General features: G+C 64.5%; 16 protein-coding genes. 7 read left to right on the top strand and 9 right to left on the bottom strand.

Annotated elements, in window-relative coordinates:
- The first annotated feature begins 57 nt into the window (after positions 1–57).
- From AWY79_RS07940 to AWY79_RS07960, 5 genes are read left to right on the top strand one after another with little or no spacing between them, the layout of a single operon-like run.
- Complete coding sequence (locus AWY79_RS07940; RefSeq protein ID WP_066802260.1) at positions 58–735, top strand: class I SAM-dependent methyltransferase; 678 nt, start codon at positions 58–60, stop codon at positions 733–735.
- A 5-nt stretch (positions 736–740) separates the two neighbouring features.
- A complete protein-coding gene (locus AWY79_RS07945; RefSeq protein WP_066802263.1) occupies positions 741–1934 on the top strand; it encodes a DegT/DnrJ/EryC1/StrS family aminotransferase in 1194 nt (397 codons plus the stop codon).
- The gene (locus AWY79_RS07950) at positions 1931–3160 is read left to right on the top strand and encodes an aminotransferase class I/II-fold pyridoxal phosphate-dependent enzyme (protein ID WP_066802265.1); all 1230 of its coding nucleotides are present in this window, start codon (positions 1931–1933) and stop codon (positions 3158–3160) included. Before AWY79_RS07945 ends, AWY79_RS07950 begins: the two co-directional genes overlap by 4 nt.
- The gene (locus AWY79_RS07955) at positions 3157–3861 is read left to right on the top strand and encodes a WbqC family protein (protein ID WP_066802267.1); all 705 of its coding nucleotides are present in this window, start codon (positions 3157–3159) and stop codon (positions 3859–3861) included. The genes AWY79_RS07950 and AWY79_RS07955 overlap by 4 nt, the downstream gene beginning before the upstream one ends.
- Positions 3840–5927: a glycosyltransferase family 2 protein gene (locus AWY79_RS07960; protein ID WP_078063701.1), complete on the top strand. Its 2088-nt coding sequence runs from the start codon at positions 3840–3842 to the stop codon at positions 5925–5927. Before AWY79_RS07955 ends, AWY79_RS07960 begins: the two co-directional genes overlap by 22 nt.
- On the opposite strand, the gene rfbC is transcribed toward AWY79_RS07960, so the two are convergent.
- The 5 genes from rfbC to AWY79_RS07985 form a co-directional block, all read right to left on the bottom strand.
- Positions 5924–6466 carry a dTDP-4-dehydrorhamnose 3,5-epimerase gene (gene rfbC / locus AWY79_RS07965; RefSeq protein ID WP_066802271.1) on the bottom strand — a complete coding sequence of 181 codons (543 nt, stop codon included), beginning with the start codon at positions 6464–6466 and terminating at the stop codon, positions 5924–5926. The two genes, AWY79_RS07960 and rfbC, sit on opposite strands and share 4 nt — an antisense overlap.
- A gap of 182 nt (positions 6467–6648) precedes the next feature.
- On the bottom strand, positions 6649–7491 hold the full coding sequence (lpxC, locus tag AWY79_RS07970) for a UDP-3-O-acyl-N-acetylglucosamine deacetylase (RefSeq protein ID WP_066802273.1): 843 nt from the start codon (positions 7489–7491) through the stop codon (positions 6649–6651).
- Between the two features lie 144 nt (positions 7492–7635).
- On the bottom strand, positions 7636–8154 hold the full coding sequence (gene tpx / locus AWY79_RS07975; protein WP_066802275.1) for a thiol peroxidase: 519 nt from the start codon (positions 8152–8154) through the stop codon (positions 7636–7638).
- Positions 8155–8240: 86 nt separating this feature from the next.
- Positions 8241–8873 (bottom strand): CDP-alcohol phosphatidyltransferase family protein, encoded by a 633-nt coding sequence (locus tag AWY79_RS07980; protein WP_066802277.1) that lies wholly within the window; start codon positions 8871–8873, stop codon positions 8241–8243.
- A gap of 11 nt (positions 8874–8884) precedes the next feature.
- Positions 8885–9769 (bottom strand): PHP domain-containing protein, encoded by an 885-nt coding sequence (locus tag AWY79_RS07985; protein ID WP_066802279.1) that lies wholly within the window; start codon positions 9767–9769, stop codon positions 8885–8887.
- Positions 9770–10165: 396 nt separating this feature from the next.
- Here AWY79_RS07985 and AWY79_RS07990 point away from each other — a divergent pair, with 396 nt between their 5' ends.
- Complete coding sequence (locus tag AWY79_RS07990; protein WP_078063702.1) at positions 10166–11530, top strand: NAD-dependent succinate-semialdehyde dehydrogenase; 1365 nt, start codon at positions 10166–10168, stop codon at positions 11528–11530.
- Between the two features lie 81 nt (positions 11531–11611).
- Here AWY79_RS07990 and AWY79_RS07995 read toward each other — a convergent pair whose 3' ends face one another.
- A complete protein-coding gene (locus AWY79_RS07995) occupies positions 11612–12145 on the bottom strand; it encodes a ferritin-like domain-containing protein (RefSeq protein ID WP_066802287.1) in 534 nt (177 codons plus the stop codon).
- Between the two features lie 283 nt (positions 12146–12428).
- On the opposite strand from AWY79_RS07995, the gene AWY79_RS08000 reads away from it, so the two are divergent.
- A complete protein-coding gene (locus AWY79_RS08000; protein ID WP_066802289.1) occupies positions 12429–12896 on the top strand; it encodes a methylglyoxal synthase in 468 nt (155 codons plus the stop codon).
- Between the two features lie 134 nt (positions 12897–13030).
- Here the strand turns inward: AWY79_RS08000 and nhaB are convergent, their stop codons facing one another.
- From nhaB to AWY79_RS08015, 3 genes are all read right to left on the bottom strand, one after another.
- Positions 13031–14653 (bottom strand): sodium/proton antiporter NhaB, encoded by a 1623-nt coding sequence (nhaB, locus tag AWY79_RS08005; RefSeq protein WP_066802291.1) that lies wholly within the window; start codon positions 14651–14653, stop codon positions 13031–13033.
- 165 nt (positions 14654–14818) lie between these two features.
- Positions 14819–16618 carry an SLC13 family permease gene (locus AWY79_RS08010; protein ID WP_066802293.1) on the bottom strand — a complete coding sequence of 600 codons (1800 nt, stop codon included), beginning with the start codon at positions 16616–16618 and terminating at the stop codon, positions 14819–14821.
- A 44-nt stretch (positions 16619–16662) separates the two neighbouring features.
- Entirely contained in the window at positions 16663–17118 is a 456-nt protein-coding gene (locus AWY79_RS08015; protein ID WP_066802301.1) for a universal stress protein, read from the bottom strand.
- Positions 17119–17427 lie beyond the last annotated feature (309 nt).

Here is a 17427-nt window from a genome sequence, read left to right on the forward strand (position 1 = left end):
TTATTGTTTCACGAAACCAACCGCAGAGGTAGAATGATGGCAAAGCCCTTGAATCAAATGTACGACGAACTGGTGCGCAACTGTGCGCCGGACGACTTCTGGGGCCAGGTCAAGCGCACCGTGGGCGGCAAACCGGTCTCCGAGGAACAGATCGAGATGATCGTGTCGGCGGTGGTGGAGGCCACGGATCTGAAGCCGGAGGACCGCATGCTCGACCTGTGCTGCGGCAACGGCGCGCTCTCCACCCGGGTCTTTGCCCATTGCGCCCAAGGACACGGCGTGGATTTTTCCGAGCAGCTCATCAAGGTCGCACGGGAGCATTTCGAGGATGCACCGCGCGAGACCTACGAATTGGCCGACGTGGTGGAGTTCCTGAAGACCAGTTCCGAAAGCGGTCGATTCACGAAGGCGTTTTGCTACGGCTCCTTTCAATACCTTCCCCAGGCCATGGCCGAAGAATTCCTGGTTGAACTCAACCGGCGGTTTGTATCGGTGAGTCGCGTCTGCATAGGGAATGTGCCGGACAAGGAGCGGATGAATGTCTTTTTTCGTGAAGGTGCGTACGTAGAGGGCATCGAAGACCAACATGACTCCGCCATCGGTATCTGGCGCACGCGGAAGGAATTTTCCGAGCTCGCCGCAGCCGCAGGCTGGAGAGCGGAATTCAGGACCCTGCCGGAGGGGTATTACGCTTCCCATTACCGCTATGACGCCGTTCTGAGCAGAGGCCAATAAGTCCCATGAAGAAGCGCGTTGATGATCTTGCGCTGTTCGGCGGTCAGGCGGAATTCGCATCCGTCCGTCCCATCGGACAGCTTGCCATCGGACCCGAGGAAATCTTCTTTCAACAGGCCAAACGGATATTCGAAGGGCGTCGTTTGACGAACAACGGGCCCTTGGTTCGGGATTTGGAAGCCCGCCTGTCCGATCTGCACCAGGTCTCAGAATGCGTCTCCTTCTGCAGCGCTTCGCTGGCCATCATGGCTTTGTTGAGGTTGCTGGCGGAGAAGGGGCGAACCGAAGTCATCATGCCCGCGTTCACGTATCCGGGCCTTCCCCATTTGGCCCGTTGGGCGGGGCTAACGCCGCGGTTTGCGGATATTCTCCCCATGCGGCATACGCTCGACCCGGCAAGCGTTGCCGAAGTGGCGTCCCGGGACACGGCGGTGGTTCTCGCCGTGCATCAGGTCAACAGCCTCTGCGACGTAGCCGGGTTGAAAGAAGTGGCTGGAGAATATGATATTCCAGTCCTTTATGACTCGGTTCATGGCGTCGGTTGCGTTCATGACGGGAAACGCGTCGGCGGGCATGGCGTCGCTGAAGTGTTCAGCCTCCATGCGACCAAGATCGTGAATGGTTTCGAGGGCGGGTACGTCACCACTAACGACGCCAAGTTGGCCGAGAAATTGCGTCTTGCCCGGAATTTCGGTTTTGCCGGCCAGGATGCCGTCAGCCAGTGCGGGTTCAACGGGAAACTCAATGAGCTGCATGCGGCGCTAGCGCTCGCGTCGCTGGAGAGCGTCGGGGACGTGATGCGGGGAAACAGGATACGCTACGAGCAATACTTGCGACATTTCCGGTCGGTCCCGAATTGTTCCTTCCTTCGGTATGCGGAAGATTCGGAATGGAATTACGAGTTTGTGCTGCTGGAGCTGTTTCCTGATTGGAAAATGTCGAGGGATGATGTGGTGGACGTGATGCGGAGAGAGAATGCCCTGGCGAGACCGTACTATTCGCCGCCGTTGCACCTTTCTCCACACATGCCGGAAGGGCAACCGGTGCCGTCTCTGCCAGTGACGGAGCAGGAGGCGGTAAAATTCATACAGATGCCCGTGGGCGAACTGGTGGACGAGGATACCATCAGGCGGCTGGCCGGGCTGGTGGCCTTCGTGCACGACAATCAGGAAGAGATCGCAGGGAGGTTGGCGTCATGACGGCACGGGCGAAGCGACGCATCGACGATCTCGGCCGGTTCGACGGCGAACCGTTCTTTGACTCGCCCCGGCATGTGGGGCAGCTGAATTTCCCGGAGTGGGACCGCTTCCGGGCGGGCATGCAGGGCATCTTCGACCGCAGGTTCTTCACCAACCACGGCCCCAAGGTCAGGGAGCTGGAGGAGCGCCTGGCGGACCATCTCGGCGTGCGCCATGCCGTGTGCATGGCCAACGGGACCCTCGCCCTGATGGTCGCGGCGCGGGCTCTTGAACTCACCGGGGCGGTGGCGGTTCCGGCCTTCACCTTCATCGCCACGGCCCAGGCCCTGTCATGGGCCGGGCTGGACCCTGTCTTCTGCGACGTGGACCCGGACACGCACAACATCTCAGCGCGCACCGTGCGTGAGGCCATGACCGACGACGTCTCGGCTATTTTGGGGGTGCATCTGTGGGGCAGGCCGTGCCCTGTGGACGAACTGTCGGCCCTGGCCTCCGAGCGCGGCCTGCGCCTGTTTTTCGACGCGGCCCACGCCGTGGGCTGCTCCCTGAACGGGCGGATGATCGGCGGGTTCGGCGACGTCGAGGTCTTTTCCATGCACGCCACCAAGGTGCTGAACAGCGCCGAGGGCGGGTTCGCCACCACCGACGACGACGGGCTGGCCGACGCCCTGCGGACCGTGCGCAACTTCCACTCCACCGAGACCTTCATCACGGCTCCGCTCAGGATCAACGCCAAGATGTCCGAGGCCCAGGCGGTCATGGGGCTGCTGAGCCTGGAGGACCTGCCGCGCAACTGCCGCCGCAATGCCGAGTTGCACGCACTGTACCGCGAGCGGCTCTGCTGCCTGCCGGGCTTCGACGTGGTCGCCTTTGACGAGCGTGAGGCCAACAACCACCAGTATCTCATCGTGGACGTGGATGCCGACGGGGCCGGGCTTTCGCGTAACGACATCGTTCTGCTGCTGGAGGGAGAGCGCGTTTTGGCGCGCCGCTACTTCACCCCCGGCGCGCACCGCTGCCCGCCCTACAGAGACGATTTCCCGCAATACCTGGACGCGCTTCCGGTCACCGACCGGCTGTCCGAGCGGCTGCTCCAGCTTCCCCTGGGCGAGGGGATCACCGCCGCCGACGTGGAGGGCATTTGCGCCCTGATCCGTTTCTTTGTCGAGAACGCGGCGGCCATCCGTCCGCGCCTGGAAGGGGGGCACCGGGAGGCGAAGGCATGAAGCTCGGCATCATGCAGCCCTATTTCTTTCCCTACGTGGGGTATTTCGAGCTCATCCAACGCACGGACCAATGGGTCGTCTTCGACACGGCCCAGTACCGGGCCAGGTCGTGGATGAACCGCAACCGCATCCTGCATCCGGACAAGGGGTGGCAGTATGTGACCGCCCCGGTGGCCTCGTTCGAGCGGTTCGCGCCTATCAGCGCCATCCGCCTCCGCGACCCGGACGAAACGTTGCGCCGCATCCTCGGCCAGCTGGAGCACTACCGCAGGCGCGCCCCCCATTACGGGACGGTGGCCGACCTGGTGCGCCGGGTCTTTGAGGGGTGCGAAAACGACACCCTCACCGAACTGAACGTCCGGGGGCTGACCGAGGTCTGCGCCCTGCTGGACATCCCTTTTCATTGCAGCCTGTTCTCGGAGATGGACCTTGATCTCCCGGAGATCACCCACCCCGGCCAATGGGCGCTGGAGATCAGCGCGGCAATGGGCGCCGAGGAGTACGTAAACCCGCCGGGCGGCCGCGAATTGTTCGATCCCGAAGCCTTTGGCGCGAAGAACATCCGCCTGACCATCACCGAGCCCGCGGACCTGGTGTATTCCTGCCGGGGGTGGGATTTCGAGCCGGGGCTGTCCATCCTCGACGTCCTGATGTGGTGCGAGCCCGCTACCGTCAGGCAATGGCTGGAGAGCAGGGCATGACCATCGTCTGGACGTTGCCGGACGCCACGCGCCGCCCGGTGCCGCCGAAAGCGGGCCAGGGCCGATACGCCTGGGGACTGGAGCGCACGGGGCCGGAAGGGGGGCCGGGCTGGTACCGCATCCTGGCGCGGCTCGACCGGCACGACCAATCCGCCCTTCTGGAGCTGCGCTTCGGCACCGGCCGGGGAACGGACTCGCTTTTCCTGCCCGTGGGGCTCAACGGCGAGATAGACCACTTCACGTATTTTCCCTTTGCTCCGACCACCCCCTGCCTGATCGCCGCCGAGGACGGTGTCCCGGTCGGCGAGGTGACCCTTCGCGCCGTGCGCGCGTCAACGCCGATGGCGTTCCTGTTCATGGCCGGGCGGGTGGTCCACTACCTGCGCCGCGAAGGGTCTATGGCCGAGCTGCGTGCCCTGGAGCGCGGTTTCGGTGCTTCCGAGACCGGGCTTCGCGAGCCGCGCGGATGGCTGGAGAAGACCTACGGTCTGGTCAAACAACGCATGGTCCGGCGCAGCCTGCCCCTGGAGGACTACCCTCTCTGGCAGCGGTGCCGGGAGCCGTTCCTTGAGGCCGAGATCGATCGTCTCGCCTCCGGGCATGCCGACGGCACCAGGGGCGTGACCCTGCTGATTGCAGGGGGCGATAAGTCCGCGTTGGAACGTACCCTGGCTTCGGTCGGGAGCCAGAAATTGCTCCCCGTGCAGTGTCTGGTCATCGGCGGGGAAGCGCACGGCGATCCGGCGGTCCGGCTGGGCCGTTGTCCGGTGGTGCGCTCGCTGCCCGATTCCCCGGAGGAACTGATGCTGCTGGCCGAGGACCTGGGCGGTGATTTCGTCTGCGCCCTTGAGGCCGGGGACGAGCTGCTGTCCGGTGCGTTGGCTCGCCTGGCGGAAGGCGCCGAAGGTTCACCCGGCGCGGTTTGCGTCTACGGCGACGAGGAACGGCTGGACGGCGACGGAGCCGTCTATCCCGTGTTCAAACCCGATTTCGACCCTGTGCTCCAGGCGGACGCGGACTACGTCGGAGCGGGGTGTCTGGTGCGCACCGGGCCGGCTCGGGCGGCGCTGCTTGCGGGCGCGTCTCCGTCCGCGCTGCACCGGGCGGTCCTTGACGGCGACGCGGATAGCGGGGCGGTGGTCCACGTTCCCCGGACAACGGTCCGGCGGGCGGCCCTTTCCTCCTTCTCGGGCCGCAAGCCCGTCTCGCTGCCGTCCCCGCCCCCCAAGGTTTCGGTCATCATCCCCACCCGCGACCGGCGGGAGCTGGTGCAGACCTGCATCGATTCCCTGCGCGCGAAGACCGACTACGCGGACTACGAGATCCTGATCGTGGACAACGGCAGCCGCGAGCCGGATACCCTGGACTATCTTTCCGGACTGGAGCGCGACGGCGCGGCCCGCGTCCTGCGGGCGGACATGCCGTTCAACTATTCGCGGCTCAACAACCTGGCCGCAGCCGAGGCCAAGGGCTCCGTCCTGGCCTTCCTGAACAACGACATCGAGGTGGTGGAAGCGGGGTGGATGGCGGCCATGGTCTCCCTGGCCCTGCAAGGCACCGTGGGCACGGTGGGCGCAAAGCTCCTGTATCCCAACGGGCGCATCCAGCACGCGGGCGTGGCCGTGGGCATCGGGCTGGCCGGGCATCCCTGGAAGGGGGCCGACCCCGCCGATTCCCGGCTGGACATTTATTTGGGACACCGTAAGACCGTCACGGCGAATACCGCAGCCTGCCTGGTGATGCGCAAGGAAGTGTTCGATTCCCTGGACGGGTTCGACGAGAGCCTGGCCGTGTCCTTCAACGACGTGGATCTCTGCCTGCGCGCCGGGAAGGCGGGGCTTGCCAACGTGTGGACCCCGGAGGCGGTGCTCGTGCACCATGAATCCGTGACCAGGGGCAGGCTGGACACCCAGGCCAAGAAGCGCGGGTTTCGGGCGGAGAAGCGGTTCATGCTCGACCGCTGGGGTGCGGCGCTGGGCCGAGACCCCTTCTACAACCCCAACCTGTCCCACGAGACCGAGGACGGCGGGCTGGCGTTGTTTCCTCCGCGCGGGCGGAAAGCTTAGCCTAGCATGGGCGCGTGTTCGCCGAAGGGCGGCAGCAGCGCGTCCTTGCCGGAAACGACCGGCTCGGCGATGGGCCACTCGATGCCCAGGCGGGGGTCGTTCCAGATGATACCGCCCTCGCCGGTGGGATCGTAGTAGTCCGTGCACCGGTAGTGGAAATCGGCGATCTCCGAAAGCACGCAGAATCCATGGGCGAATCCCGGCGGCACCCAGAGCTGCCGGTGGTCCTTGTCGTCCAGGATTATCCCGAAATGGCGCCCGTAGGTGGGCGAGTCCTCGCGCAGGTCAACGGCCACGTCGTAGACGCTGCCCCTGGAGACACGGACGAGTTTCCCCTGCGGCCTGCGCGTCTGGTAGTGGAGTCCGCGCAGGACCCCACGCGAGGAGCGCGAGGTGTTGGCCTGGACAAAAGGAAGGTCCAATCCCTGTTCCTCGATCAGGTCCTGGCGGAAGGATTCCAGGAAAAAGCCGCGCTCGTCCCCGAAGACCTTGGGCTCCAGGACGAGCAGTCCTGCTATGGGCGTCTCTTTGAAGATCATGATCTCTCTTTTATCCGTCGGCCCGTCGAACTGCCTCCGCCCCTTCGGGCGGACGGTTCACGGCAAGGCGCGGCGGAATTCCGGTTGTGGGTATCCCCTTGAAGCCATTTGAAAAGTCGGTCCGGAGTGAATCGCATATCGAATAACGGCGTGTCAAGGCCGGACCCTAGTTGCGCGCGGCATTACGCCCGGGCGATCATCCTGACCAAATCCTGGTTCAGGGCGTGGCTGGAGCGGAAGGCGGTGATCTTTCCGATCACGTCGACTCCGGCAAGGCGCAGGTCGCCCATGACGTCCAGCACGCGGTGGCGGGGCAGTTCGTCCGGGAAGCGCAACCCGCCTGGGTTCCAGACCCTCCCCCTGGCGAAGAGAAGCACGTTGTCCAGGCGCAGCCCCCTGGCGATGGGCTGGAAGGTGATCAGGCTGATGAGCTTCATGGGCAGGGCGTGGCGCAGGGGCGAGAAGGTCCTGGCCGGGGCGATCTCGCGTCCGAAGGTCTCGCGGTCGAGGGGGCCGGACCAGCCCATGGTGCCGAAGCGGCGGAGGGTCAGGGAAAGCTCGATGGAGAGTTCGTCGGCGGGATCGATCCTGACGAACCGGTCCCCGTCGCGGCTCTCCAGCGGTTCGGTGATCCGAATGACCTTGCGCGGGGCATCCTGGGCGATCCGTCCGCCCTTGGCCGTCTCGATCATCAGCGGGGCCGCGCTGCCGTCGAAGATCGGGACTTCCTCCGCATCCATTTCCACCAGGGCGTTGTCGATGCCGCAGGCATAGAGGGCGGCCAGGAGGTGCTCGCAGGTGCGGATGGTCACCCCGTCCTTCTCCAGCCCGGAGCAGCGGATGAGCTTTTGGGCATGGCGGATGTGGGCCGGGACCAGCGCTCCGTCCCTGTCCAGGCGCCGGAAGACGATCCCGGTGCCCGGCTCGGCCGGGCGCAGGGTCACGGCGCAGCGGCGGCCCGTGTGCAGCCCCCGGCCCGAAAAGCCGGTGGTGCGGGCGAAGGTGTGTTGGCGGTCGTCGTTCATGGGCGCTGTTGTGTGGTTCGGGGACGCGTTTCGGGATCGGATGGTACGGGGTATGGGGGATGATGTCGAGGAGAAGCCGCCCGGGGGCAACGCAAAGGCCCGGAGGGATATCCCTCCGGGCCTTTTGTCTTTGTTGCGTCCGTTCTAGCCGGCGAGTTTCTTGGCCACTGCCAGGGCGGCGTCGTAGTCCGGTTCCTCGGTGATCTCCTTGAGGTACTGGACGTATTCGACCTTGCCGTTCTTGCCGACCACGAACACGGCGCGGCTCAGGAGGCGCAGCTCCTTGATGAGCACGCCCCAGTTCTCGCCGAAGGAGGCGTGGGCGTGGTCGGACAGGGTCTGCACGGCCTCGATGCCCGCAGCGCCGCACCAGCGGGCCTGGGCAAAGGGCAGGTCCATGCTGATGGTCAGGACCTTGACGTCGTCGCCCAGGGCGGCGGCCTTGTTGTTGAAGCGGCGGGTCTCCATGTCGCAGACAGGGGTGTCCAGGGAAGGCACGGCCGCGATGATCAGGACCTTGCCGATGACGTCGCCCATGGTCACGGGCGAGAGGTCGTTGGCGGTGACGGTGAAGTCGGGAGCGACCTCGCCGACTTTGACTTCGGGGCCTATGAGGGTCAGCGGACCGCCCTTGAAGGTGATGATTCCGGTTCTTTCAATCATGGGTATCTCCTTTCACGGATGAGGGATGAACATGCATAGTATCCATGAACAGGGGCGAAGGTGCAACCGGAAATCGAAAAAGACGGTCAGGGAGCGGGAGTCCCGCCGGTCGTCCTCTCGCGGTGTTCCCGGGTGTGGAACCGGTGAATGCGGCGCAGGGCCTCGATGGTCTCGGCCACGTAATAGGCCGCGAATGCGCCGCAGAACCAGGTGACCAGGTCCAGGGCCAGGTACAGGGAGCCGAGGTAGAGCAGGAAGAAGACGTACTTGCAGCGCAGGAACCGGCGCAGCTTGACGCCCAGGCCGTTGGCGTACAGCGCCAGGCCGATGAAGATCATGTAGGAGCTGGCGAACAGGACCATGGCCGGTCCCCACGCGCCGAAGTGGTAGATGGCCGCCGCGGACAGGAAGACCACGCCCGCCTGGTCGGCCACGATGTCGATGAGCGCGCCGCCCGCGTGGACCTTGCCCGCGCGCCGCGCCAGCGGGCCGTCGATGCCGTCGCAGAGCACGTAGAAGGCCATGCCCACCGTGGCTGCCACCGGCCAGGAGGCGGGGAGCAGGCTGGTCAGGATGAGAAAGAGAACCCCGGCCAGGGAAACCTGGTTGGGCGTCGCCCCGACTTTGATCAGCAGGGAGACGAGGGGGGAGAAAACAGTGTCGCGCACCTTGGAGAAGGATCGTTGCTTGTCCCGCTCGTCGGTGTTGAAATAGTCCATGCGCCCATCCGCTAGGATACCTGGAACAATCCGTAGTACAGGCCCAGGGTCGCCAGGGTTCCGGCCCTGCCCTTGGTCTTGACGTATTCCTTGACCAATGCTTCCTTCATGACGCCCTGGAAGCTCCGCAGCAGGTGCGTGTTGCTCATCAGGGGGTTTTCGGCCAGGGTCGAGACTTCCTGGTAGTCGAAGCGGATGCGCTGCTTCAGGAAGTCGAAGACGTCGTCGCCCGGCGCGATCTCGCGGTCGGTGCGCCCGACGAGGTACTGCTCGCCCGGATAGTGGGCGTCGCTGCTCACGGCCCAGCCCAACCCTTCCCCTCTGTCATTCAGGGGCAGGTTGAGGGTCTTGTCCAGCTTGACCCTGGCTTTCTTGAAGAAAAATTTGGCCCTGCTCCGGGAGAGGCGGCGTTCCACGTTCAGCGCGGAGCCGTTGTGGATCTCGATGTAGTCGGTCATCCGGAGGAGCTGCTTGTAGGCCCGGCGGGAGAGGATGTTTCCGGCCGAGGATTTGCCGATGTGGAAGGGGTGGGGGACGATGGTCAGCGCCCCGGTGTCGGCGGCGATGCGGCCCAGGTCGAGCACGGACCAGCGGAAGGTCTGGAGGTCTTCGAGACCGCGCTTCAGGTCGTCCTCGGTCGGGTACAGGTAGATGACGTCGATGCCCTCGGCGGACACGGCCTCCACGCCGGGGAGAATTTCGGTCTTGAGGCCATCGGCGGCTTCCGAAAGCCGTTGGTACGCTTCCAGGGGCCGCTTGTAGGCGTGCTCGGTGGAAGCGATGTAGTCGATGCCGGAACGCTCCATGTGCCAGCGGAGCTTTTGCAGGCGCAGGGCCTTGCTCCGCTCGGGCATGCGGTGGATGTTGGCGTGAAAGTGGAGGTCGAAAGTCAGCATTGAAACCGGGTGAACCCGTCCTTCATTAACAATGAGGCCCCAATCGGCGAAACCATCCATACCCCTTTCAATCCATCCTGTCCATCGGTGTGCAAATATCGGCAGGGTGAATATAATCATCCGTGGATATTGCCTTTTCCGTGTTCCCGGCGGGCGCGTCGCGGCATGGCGCGGGACAAGCCTGAAAAATATAAATCCCCGGCGGCCGGGGTCAAGGGGATACGGGCCGGGAAAGGCCCTATTCAGGCTGGACAAGCCCGCCGGACGGAGTGCATATTGTGGCCTCGCTGGACATAATGCAGCAAGGACCCCGTTTCGCAATCTACAGCAGGATGCCGATATTCAAGCCGTTCCGTCCGTCGGAGCGTCACCCAACCGTTTCCCCTGGAGAGAATCATGACCCTCAAGAGCGTGAACCCCGCCACCGGCGAGGCGTGGAAGATATTTGACGAATGGACCCCGGAGCAGACCCTGGAGGCCGTGGACGCGGCGGCCGGGGCGTACGCGTCCTGGAAGGAGACCTCCTTTGCCCGCCGGGCGGAGTGCCTGGTCAGCCTGGCCGGGGTGCTCAAGGCGCGCGCGGACGAGTTCGCGGGCCTCATGGCCGGGGAGATGGGCAAGCCCCTCGCCTTTGGCCGGGCCGAGGTCCTCAAGTGCGCTGCGGCCTGTGAATTCTACGCGGAAAAGGGCGAGGCCATGCTCGCGTCCGAGCCGGTGTCCGGCTGCGGCGAGCGCGCCTACGTGGACTTCGCGCCCCTGGGCGTGGTCCTGGCGGTCATGCCGTGGAACTTTCCGTTCTGGCAGGCCCTGCGCGTGGCCGCGCCGACCCTCATGGCGGGCAACACCATGGTCCTCAAGCACGCCTCCAACGTGCCCCAGTGCGCTCTGGCCATCGAGGACGCCTTCCGCGAGAGCGCCTTCCCGGACGACGTTTTCCGCACCCTGCTCATCGGGGCGCGCCAGGTGGAGTCGGTCCTGGACCACCCCTCGGTCATCGGCGTCAGCCTGACCGGCAGCGAGGGCGCCGGGCGCAAGGTGGCCGCCGCCGCGGGCGCGCGCCTCAAGAAGAGCGTCATGGAACTGGGCGGCAGCGACCCGTTCGTGGTACTGGAGGACGCGGACATCGCCCATGCCGCAAAGGTCGGGGCCTCTTCGCGCTGCGTGAACGCGGGCCAGACCTGCATCGCGGCCAAGCGGTTCATCGTCCGCGACGAAGTGTACGACGATTTCCTGGCGGCCCTGGACCGGGAGATGGGCGAGCTCAAGGTGGGCGATCCCACGGCGGACGGCACCATCGTCGGCCCCATGGCCTCCACCGCGCTGCGCGCCGAGCTGCACGACCAGGTGGGCCGCTGCGTGGCGGCGGGCGGGCGCATCCTCCGGGGCGGCGAGCTGCCCGAGGGACCGGGCGCGTTCTACCCCCCGACCATCATCGCCGACGCGCCCTTCGAGGCCGAGGTCTGCCGCGAGGAGCTGTTCGGCCCGGCGGCACTGGTCTTCCGGGCCAAGGACGACGACGAGGCGATCCGCATGGCCAACGACACCCCGTTCGGGCTGGGCGGCTCGGTCTGGACCGGCGACAAGGACCGGGGCCTGGCCCTGGCCCGGCGCATCGAGACCGGCGTGGCCGTGGTCAACGGGTTGGTCCGCAGCGACCCGAACATGCCGTTCGGCGGGATCAAGAACTCCGGCTTCGGTCGCGAGCTCTCCTCCTTCGGCATCCGCGAGTTCGTGAACATCAAGTCCGTGATCGTGGACTAGGCTTTCGATCGAGAACAAGAAAAGGCCCGGCCAGTCAGACTGGCCGGGCCTTTGTGTTTGTGCCGGAGTGCGGCGGTTCGCCTATTCTCCCTGGCCGGTGATGACGAACCCCTGGGGGGCCAGGCCGGTGGAGGCGGGAGTGCCCGCAATGCGCGACAGGTAGGCGTCGCCCATGGAGGCGATGTGTTCCTTGACGTTGTCGAAGTAGTTGAAGTGCGCCTGCTCGTCGTCGATGATCTGCTCGAAGATCTTGACGCTGATGGAGTCGCCGTTGTCGCGGCAGGTCAGCAGGAACTGGTTGTAGATGTCCAGGGTGTCGTCCTCTTCGCCCGCGTCATAGCCGTAGATCACGCCGATCTCCTGGCCCTTGACCACCGGCTTGGACAGCTGGTCGGTGGGCTCGCCGCCCAGTTCCTTGACCCGTTCGGCAAAAGCCTCGGCGTGGCGCATCTCGTCGATGGCGATGAGTTTCATCTTGGCGGCCAGCTCGCCGTAGTCCATGTCGTCCAGATTGTAGTGCTGGTTCATGTACTGGTGAATGGCCTGCAGCTCCATGGACCGGGCCTTGTTCAGGACCTCGATCACCTTTGCGCGACGTTCTTCCTTGGTAGCCATGAGTCTCTCCTTTGAGTCGATTCCTCCCGGGGAGACGATGCCTCGCCCGGGGTATGCGGCGTCGGGTCTCCCCGGCCGTCGTTGTTGTGAACATTGGTAACGAGCATCATTGGTATCGACGACGGGAATGGTAGCTTCCGAGAAATGTGTCGTCAAGACGGTTGTATGAACAACTGAATTGTCCGTCAGGGGAAAGTGCCGGCGGGATATACAAAAGAGGGCGGTCGTGCTACCCGGTCCTAGGCGCCGCAAGGGCGCGGACCAGTGAAAGACGGGAGCCGAAATGGACAGGATCAAGAATATCGCGGTGGTGGCCCACGACAATTGCAAGGAAGAGCTGCTGGACTTCGTGGCGTGCAACAGGGAGGCCATCCTGGCCCACAACCTGATCGCCACGGGCACCACGGGCAGGCTGGTGGAGTCCCTGCTGGCCGAGACCGGACCGTCCGAGGGCGGCGAACCCAAGCGGGTCCGGCGGCTGATGTCCGGCCCCCTGGGCGGCGATCAGCAGCTGGGGGCCATGATCAGCGAGGGCAAGGTGGACGTCCTGTTTTTCTTCTGGGACCCCATGGAGCCGCAGCCCCACGACGTGGACGTCAAGGCCCTGCTCCGCCTGGCCGTGCTCTACAACATCCCCACGGCCAGCAACCGCTCGTCCGCCGAGTTCCTCATCTCCTCGGCCTTTTTCGACCACGAGTTCAGCATCAAGCCGAACCGGTTCTTCGAGTACGCGGACCGCAAGCTCGACTGACCGCAGCGGCGCACCGCCCGGCTGCGCGAGCGCATCCGGGACTTCCGGCCCCGACGGGTCGGCGGAGGGCGAACGTAAAGGGCTCCCGGAACCAGGTTCCGGGAGCCCTTGCGCGTTGGACGAAGGCGCGGTTCCTAGAGGAACATGTACACCGCCGCCAGCCCGGTCAGGGACATGGTGATGGTGTAGGGCAGCGCCAGCAGGACCATCCTGCCGTAGGACAGCCGGATGACCGGCGCGAGCGCGCTGGTCAGCAGGAACAGGAACGCGGCCTGGCCGTTGGGGGTGGCCACCGAGGGGATGTTGGTCCCGGTGTTGATGGCCACGGCCAGCTTGTCGAAGTGCTCCATGGTTTCCTTGACGAGGACTGCCGTTGCCTGCGGGAGAGTCGCGAGCACGTCGGCCCGCTCCAGGTGGGCGTCCGTCATCTTGGCCATGAGCTCCTGGCCGGTCATGCCGATGTTCGGGATGGTGTCCAGTACGTGAATGAAGTGCAGCTTGGTCTCGGAGATGTAGACCGTGGCCACGAAGACGTTGTCCGAGATGGAGGAGAGCAGGCCGTTGGCGGCATAGTAGGCCATCAGCTGGTTCTGCCCCTTCAGGCTCAGGACGAAGTTGATGATCGGGGCGAACAGCTCCTGGGAGTGGATGACCGCGACCACGGAGAAGAAGACCACCAGCAGCGCGGTGAACGGCAGGGCCTCCTCGAAGGCGTGGCCCAGCTGGTGCTCCTCGGTGATCCCGGTGAAGGCGGTCAGCAGGATGATGACCGACAGGCCGATGAGGCCGACGGCTCCCAGATGGAAGGCCAGGGCGGCGATGAGCCACAGGCCGACGAGGGCCTGGATGATCAGCTTCAGCTTGCCCTTGTCGCCCTGCTTCTCCTCCATCTGGATGGCGGTTTCGAGCAGGAAGGAGCGGATGTTGCCCGGAAGCTGGTAGCCGTAGCCGAAGACCTGGAACTGCTCCACGGCCAGGCAGGTGATCAGGCCGACCACCAGGACGGGCATGGTCACGGGCATGGCGTGCAGGAAGAACGGGATGAAGTGCCAGCCCATTTCGCCGCCCACGAGCAGGTTCTGCGGCTCGCCCACCAGGGTGCACACGCCGCCCAGCGCCGTGCCGACCGCGCCGTGCATCATCAGGTTGCGCAGAAAGCCCCGGAACTGGAGCAGCTCCGCGCGGTTGGCCTCCTTGACGCTGTCGTCGGAGATCAGGTCGTGGCTGTCGCTCGCGTTCGTGCCCGAGGCGAAGCGGTGGTAGACGTTGTAGAACCCGTAGGCCACGGCCATGATCACGGCGGTGACGGTCAGGGCGTCCAGGAAGGCGGAGAGGAACGCACCCGCCAGGCAGAAGAGCAGGGAGATGACCTTTTTGGAGCGGACGCGCACCAGGATGCGGGTGAAGGTGAACTGCAGGAAATCCTTCATGAAGTAGATGCCTGCGACCATGAAGATCAGGAGCAGGATCACTTCGAAGTTCTTCAGCGCCTCATGGTACACGGTCTCCGGGGAGGTCATGCCCATGATCACGGCTTCCAGCGCCAGCAGGCCGCCGGCGGGCAGCGGGTAGCACTTGAGCGCCATGGCCAGGGTGAAGATGAATTCCGCGATCAGCGCCCACCCGGCCACAAAGGGGCCGACGGTGAGCATGAGCACGGGATTGAGAACGAGAAAGCCCATGATGACCAGTTTGTACCAGCCTGGCGCGTTTCCCAGGAAGGTCTGGACAAAGGTTTTTGACAGCGGTGTTTTCATCAGTTTCTCCTTCAACACGGCGAAAACGCCCCAAGTGGCTGCGGGCGGGCGATGTCCGAGCCGAGGCGTTGCGTCGCTGACTGTCCGGTAACGGGATCGGGTTAGGGGTGATTCCTTTTCAGGTAAAAGGGGTGCCGTCGACAATCGACGGCACCCTCAACGCGGCTAGTAGAATAGCATGAGAGCGGAGATCATCACAACCATATAGAGCACGGTCATGCCCGCCCCGCTTCGGACGTAGTCGATGGTCCTGTACCCGCCCGGGCGCATGATCAATGCGTTGACCTGATGGGTGGGCAGGACAAAGGTGTTGGACGCGGCCACGGCCACGGTAAGGGCCGCCACCCTGGGGTCCACGCCCGCGTTCAGCGCCATGTTCATGGACAGCGGGACCAGGAGGACCGTGGCGCCCACGTTGGAGGCCACCAGGGTGAAGAACGAGGTCAGGATGCCGATGACCGTGAGCAGGACCAGCGGCGTGGGCGTGCCGAGCGCGGCCATGATGGTGTCCGCGATGTACTTGGCCGCGCCGGTGTTTTCGAAGGCCATGCCCAGGGGGATCAGGCCGCCGAGCAGGAACACGGTCATCCAGTCCACGGACTGGTAGGCCTCGTCGATGGTCAGGACCTTGGTCAGGATCATGCCCAGCGCGCCGGTCAGCAGGGCGATGGACAGCTGGACGTGGAAGCCGAGGATCATGACCAGGGAGACGGCCAGCCACATGAGCGCGACCTTGGCCTTTTCCGTGCGCAGCAGCTCGCCCTTGACGCTCTCGGTGAAGACCAGGTCGGGCAGCCCCTTGAGCATGTGGAACATCTCCCAGCGGCCGTGCAGGAGCAGGGCGTCGCCGGACTCGATGATGAAGTCGGACAGGCCGCTGACGAAGATCTTGTCGCCCCGGAAGATGGCCAGGGGAGAGACCTGGAACCGCTCGCGGATGCGCAGCTCGGCGATGGTCTTGCCCATGAACTCGGACCTGGGGGTGACGATGCCCTCCATGATGCCCGCGTTGTTGGGCGAGAGCTCCTCGGCAAAGGTGGACAGTTCGGTCTTCAGCTCCCAGCCCATGTCGTCCGCCAGGTGCTGGACGAACTCCTGCGGGGCCACGACCACGATCTGGTCGCCGGGGCGGATGGTCTCCTCCGGCAGGGGGGCGAAGATGTGGGTCTTGCCGCCGTCGCGGGCGATGGCCACCAGGGTGCAGAAGTACGTGGGCCGGAGGTCCAGGGACTTGAGCTGCTCGGTGTTGAGCCAGTCCGAGGGGACCGAAAGCTCGAACAGGGAGCCGATGTTGTTGTAGGTCCCGGTCAGCACGGAGGACATGGGGCCGGAGCTTTCGTCCTCGGACCGGTTGGGCAGGATGAACCGCCCGAGCAGGATGAAGTAGACCAGCGCGGCGGCCACCAGCAGCAGACCGACCGGGGTCACGCTGAACAGGCCGAAGGCGTCGTATTTCTTGCCGCCCACGACCATCAGGTCGTTGAGCAGGATGAGCGGGCTGGAGCCGACCAGGGTCAGGCAGCCGCCGATGATGGCGCAGAAGCCCATGGGCATGAGCAGCCGGCCCACGGGCACGCCGGTCTGGTTGCCGATGCGCTTGGCCGCGGGCAGGAACAGGGCCGCGGCCCCGATGTTCTGCATGAAGCCGGAGATGATGGCCACGGTTCCGGCGATCAGGGTCATGATGCGCGATTCGCTCTTTCCGGCGAAGCGCAGGATGACTCGGGCCATGGAATTCATGACGCCGGTCTTGTCCAGGCCGGCGCCGATGATGATCACGGCGATGATGGAAACCACGGCGTTGCTGCTCAGGCCGCTGATGGCCTGTTTCGGCGTGACCAGTCCCAGCAGGGGAAGCAGCACCATCATGATGATGCCGACAACGTCCACCCGGACCCATTCGAAGATGAAGAGGAGGACGGCGAATACGAGAACGGCCATTACCGTTATGATCTCAGGGGTCATGTGTAGTCCTTAGGGGATGTATGAGTGCCGCGCTGCGGAAAGGGCTATTTCGCCCGCAACGTGGCTCGGGTGTAAACCGGAATGCTGCTCCTGCCCCTGCTCACGGACGCGGAATCGTCCATGACGTACCGGAAGCTGGGGTCCTTCTCGTGCATGTGCTTGACCACGGAGCTCTCGTCACCCTGCCGAATCTCGTGGCAGAAGGAGAGGCCCGCGTCGGCGGCCTTGCAGTTGAAGTATTCGATGTTCTGCCGGGCCATGGTGGTGAACCCTTCGAAGTCCCTTCCGGACTCGTCGATGTTCAGGGCGACCAGCGAGCTGCGGGTGCGCTTGGCCATGTCCACGGCGTAGTCGGCGATTGAGCGGGAAAATTCCTGCCCCTTGCAGACGCAGAGGATCTTGCATTCCTGCCGGTCGCGACAGGTCGGTTCCACGGTGGAAGGGGCGGGGGTCACGGTTTCGCGGCGGGTGCCGGCGATGCGCTTGAAGAATGCCTTCATCGAAGAGCCTCCAGATTTCTCCAGTAAATGATTCTCATGACAGACGACCCAGGTGCCGACGCTGCAGGTATTGCAGTTCGCCGCGGCCTGTGCCGCATAATGTTTGTCCACCACTTGCTTGAAAGAGCTGAAGAGGGCCATGTCTCACTCCTTTGGTTCGGGTTGGAGATTGCCTTGTTCGTCGCTGTATCCGAGCTTGTGAATCAAAACACATGCCAACATTTCTCCTCACTGCAACCGGTTGGAATAATGGAATTATCATTATGAGTGACCACTCAGGAACCGAAAAAACGCTGCGATCTGCAACAG

This window comes from Pseudodesulfovibrio indicus (assembly GCF_001563225.1).
Taxonomy (GTDB): domain Bacteria; phylum Desulfobacterota; class Desulfovibrionia; order Desulfovibrionales; family Desulfovibrionaceae; genus Pseudodesulfovibrio; species Pseudodesulfovibrio indicus.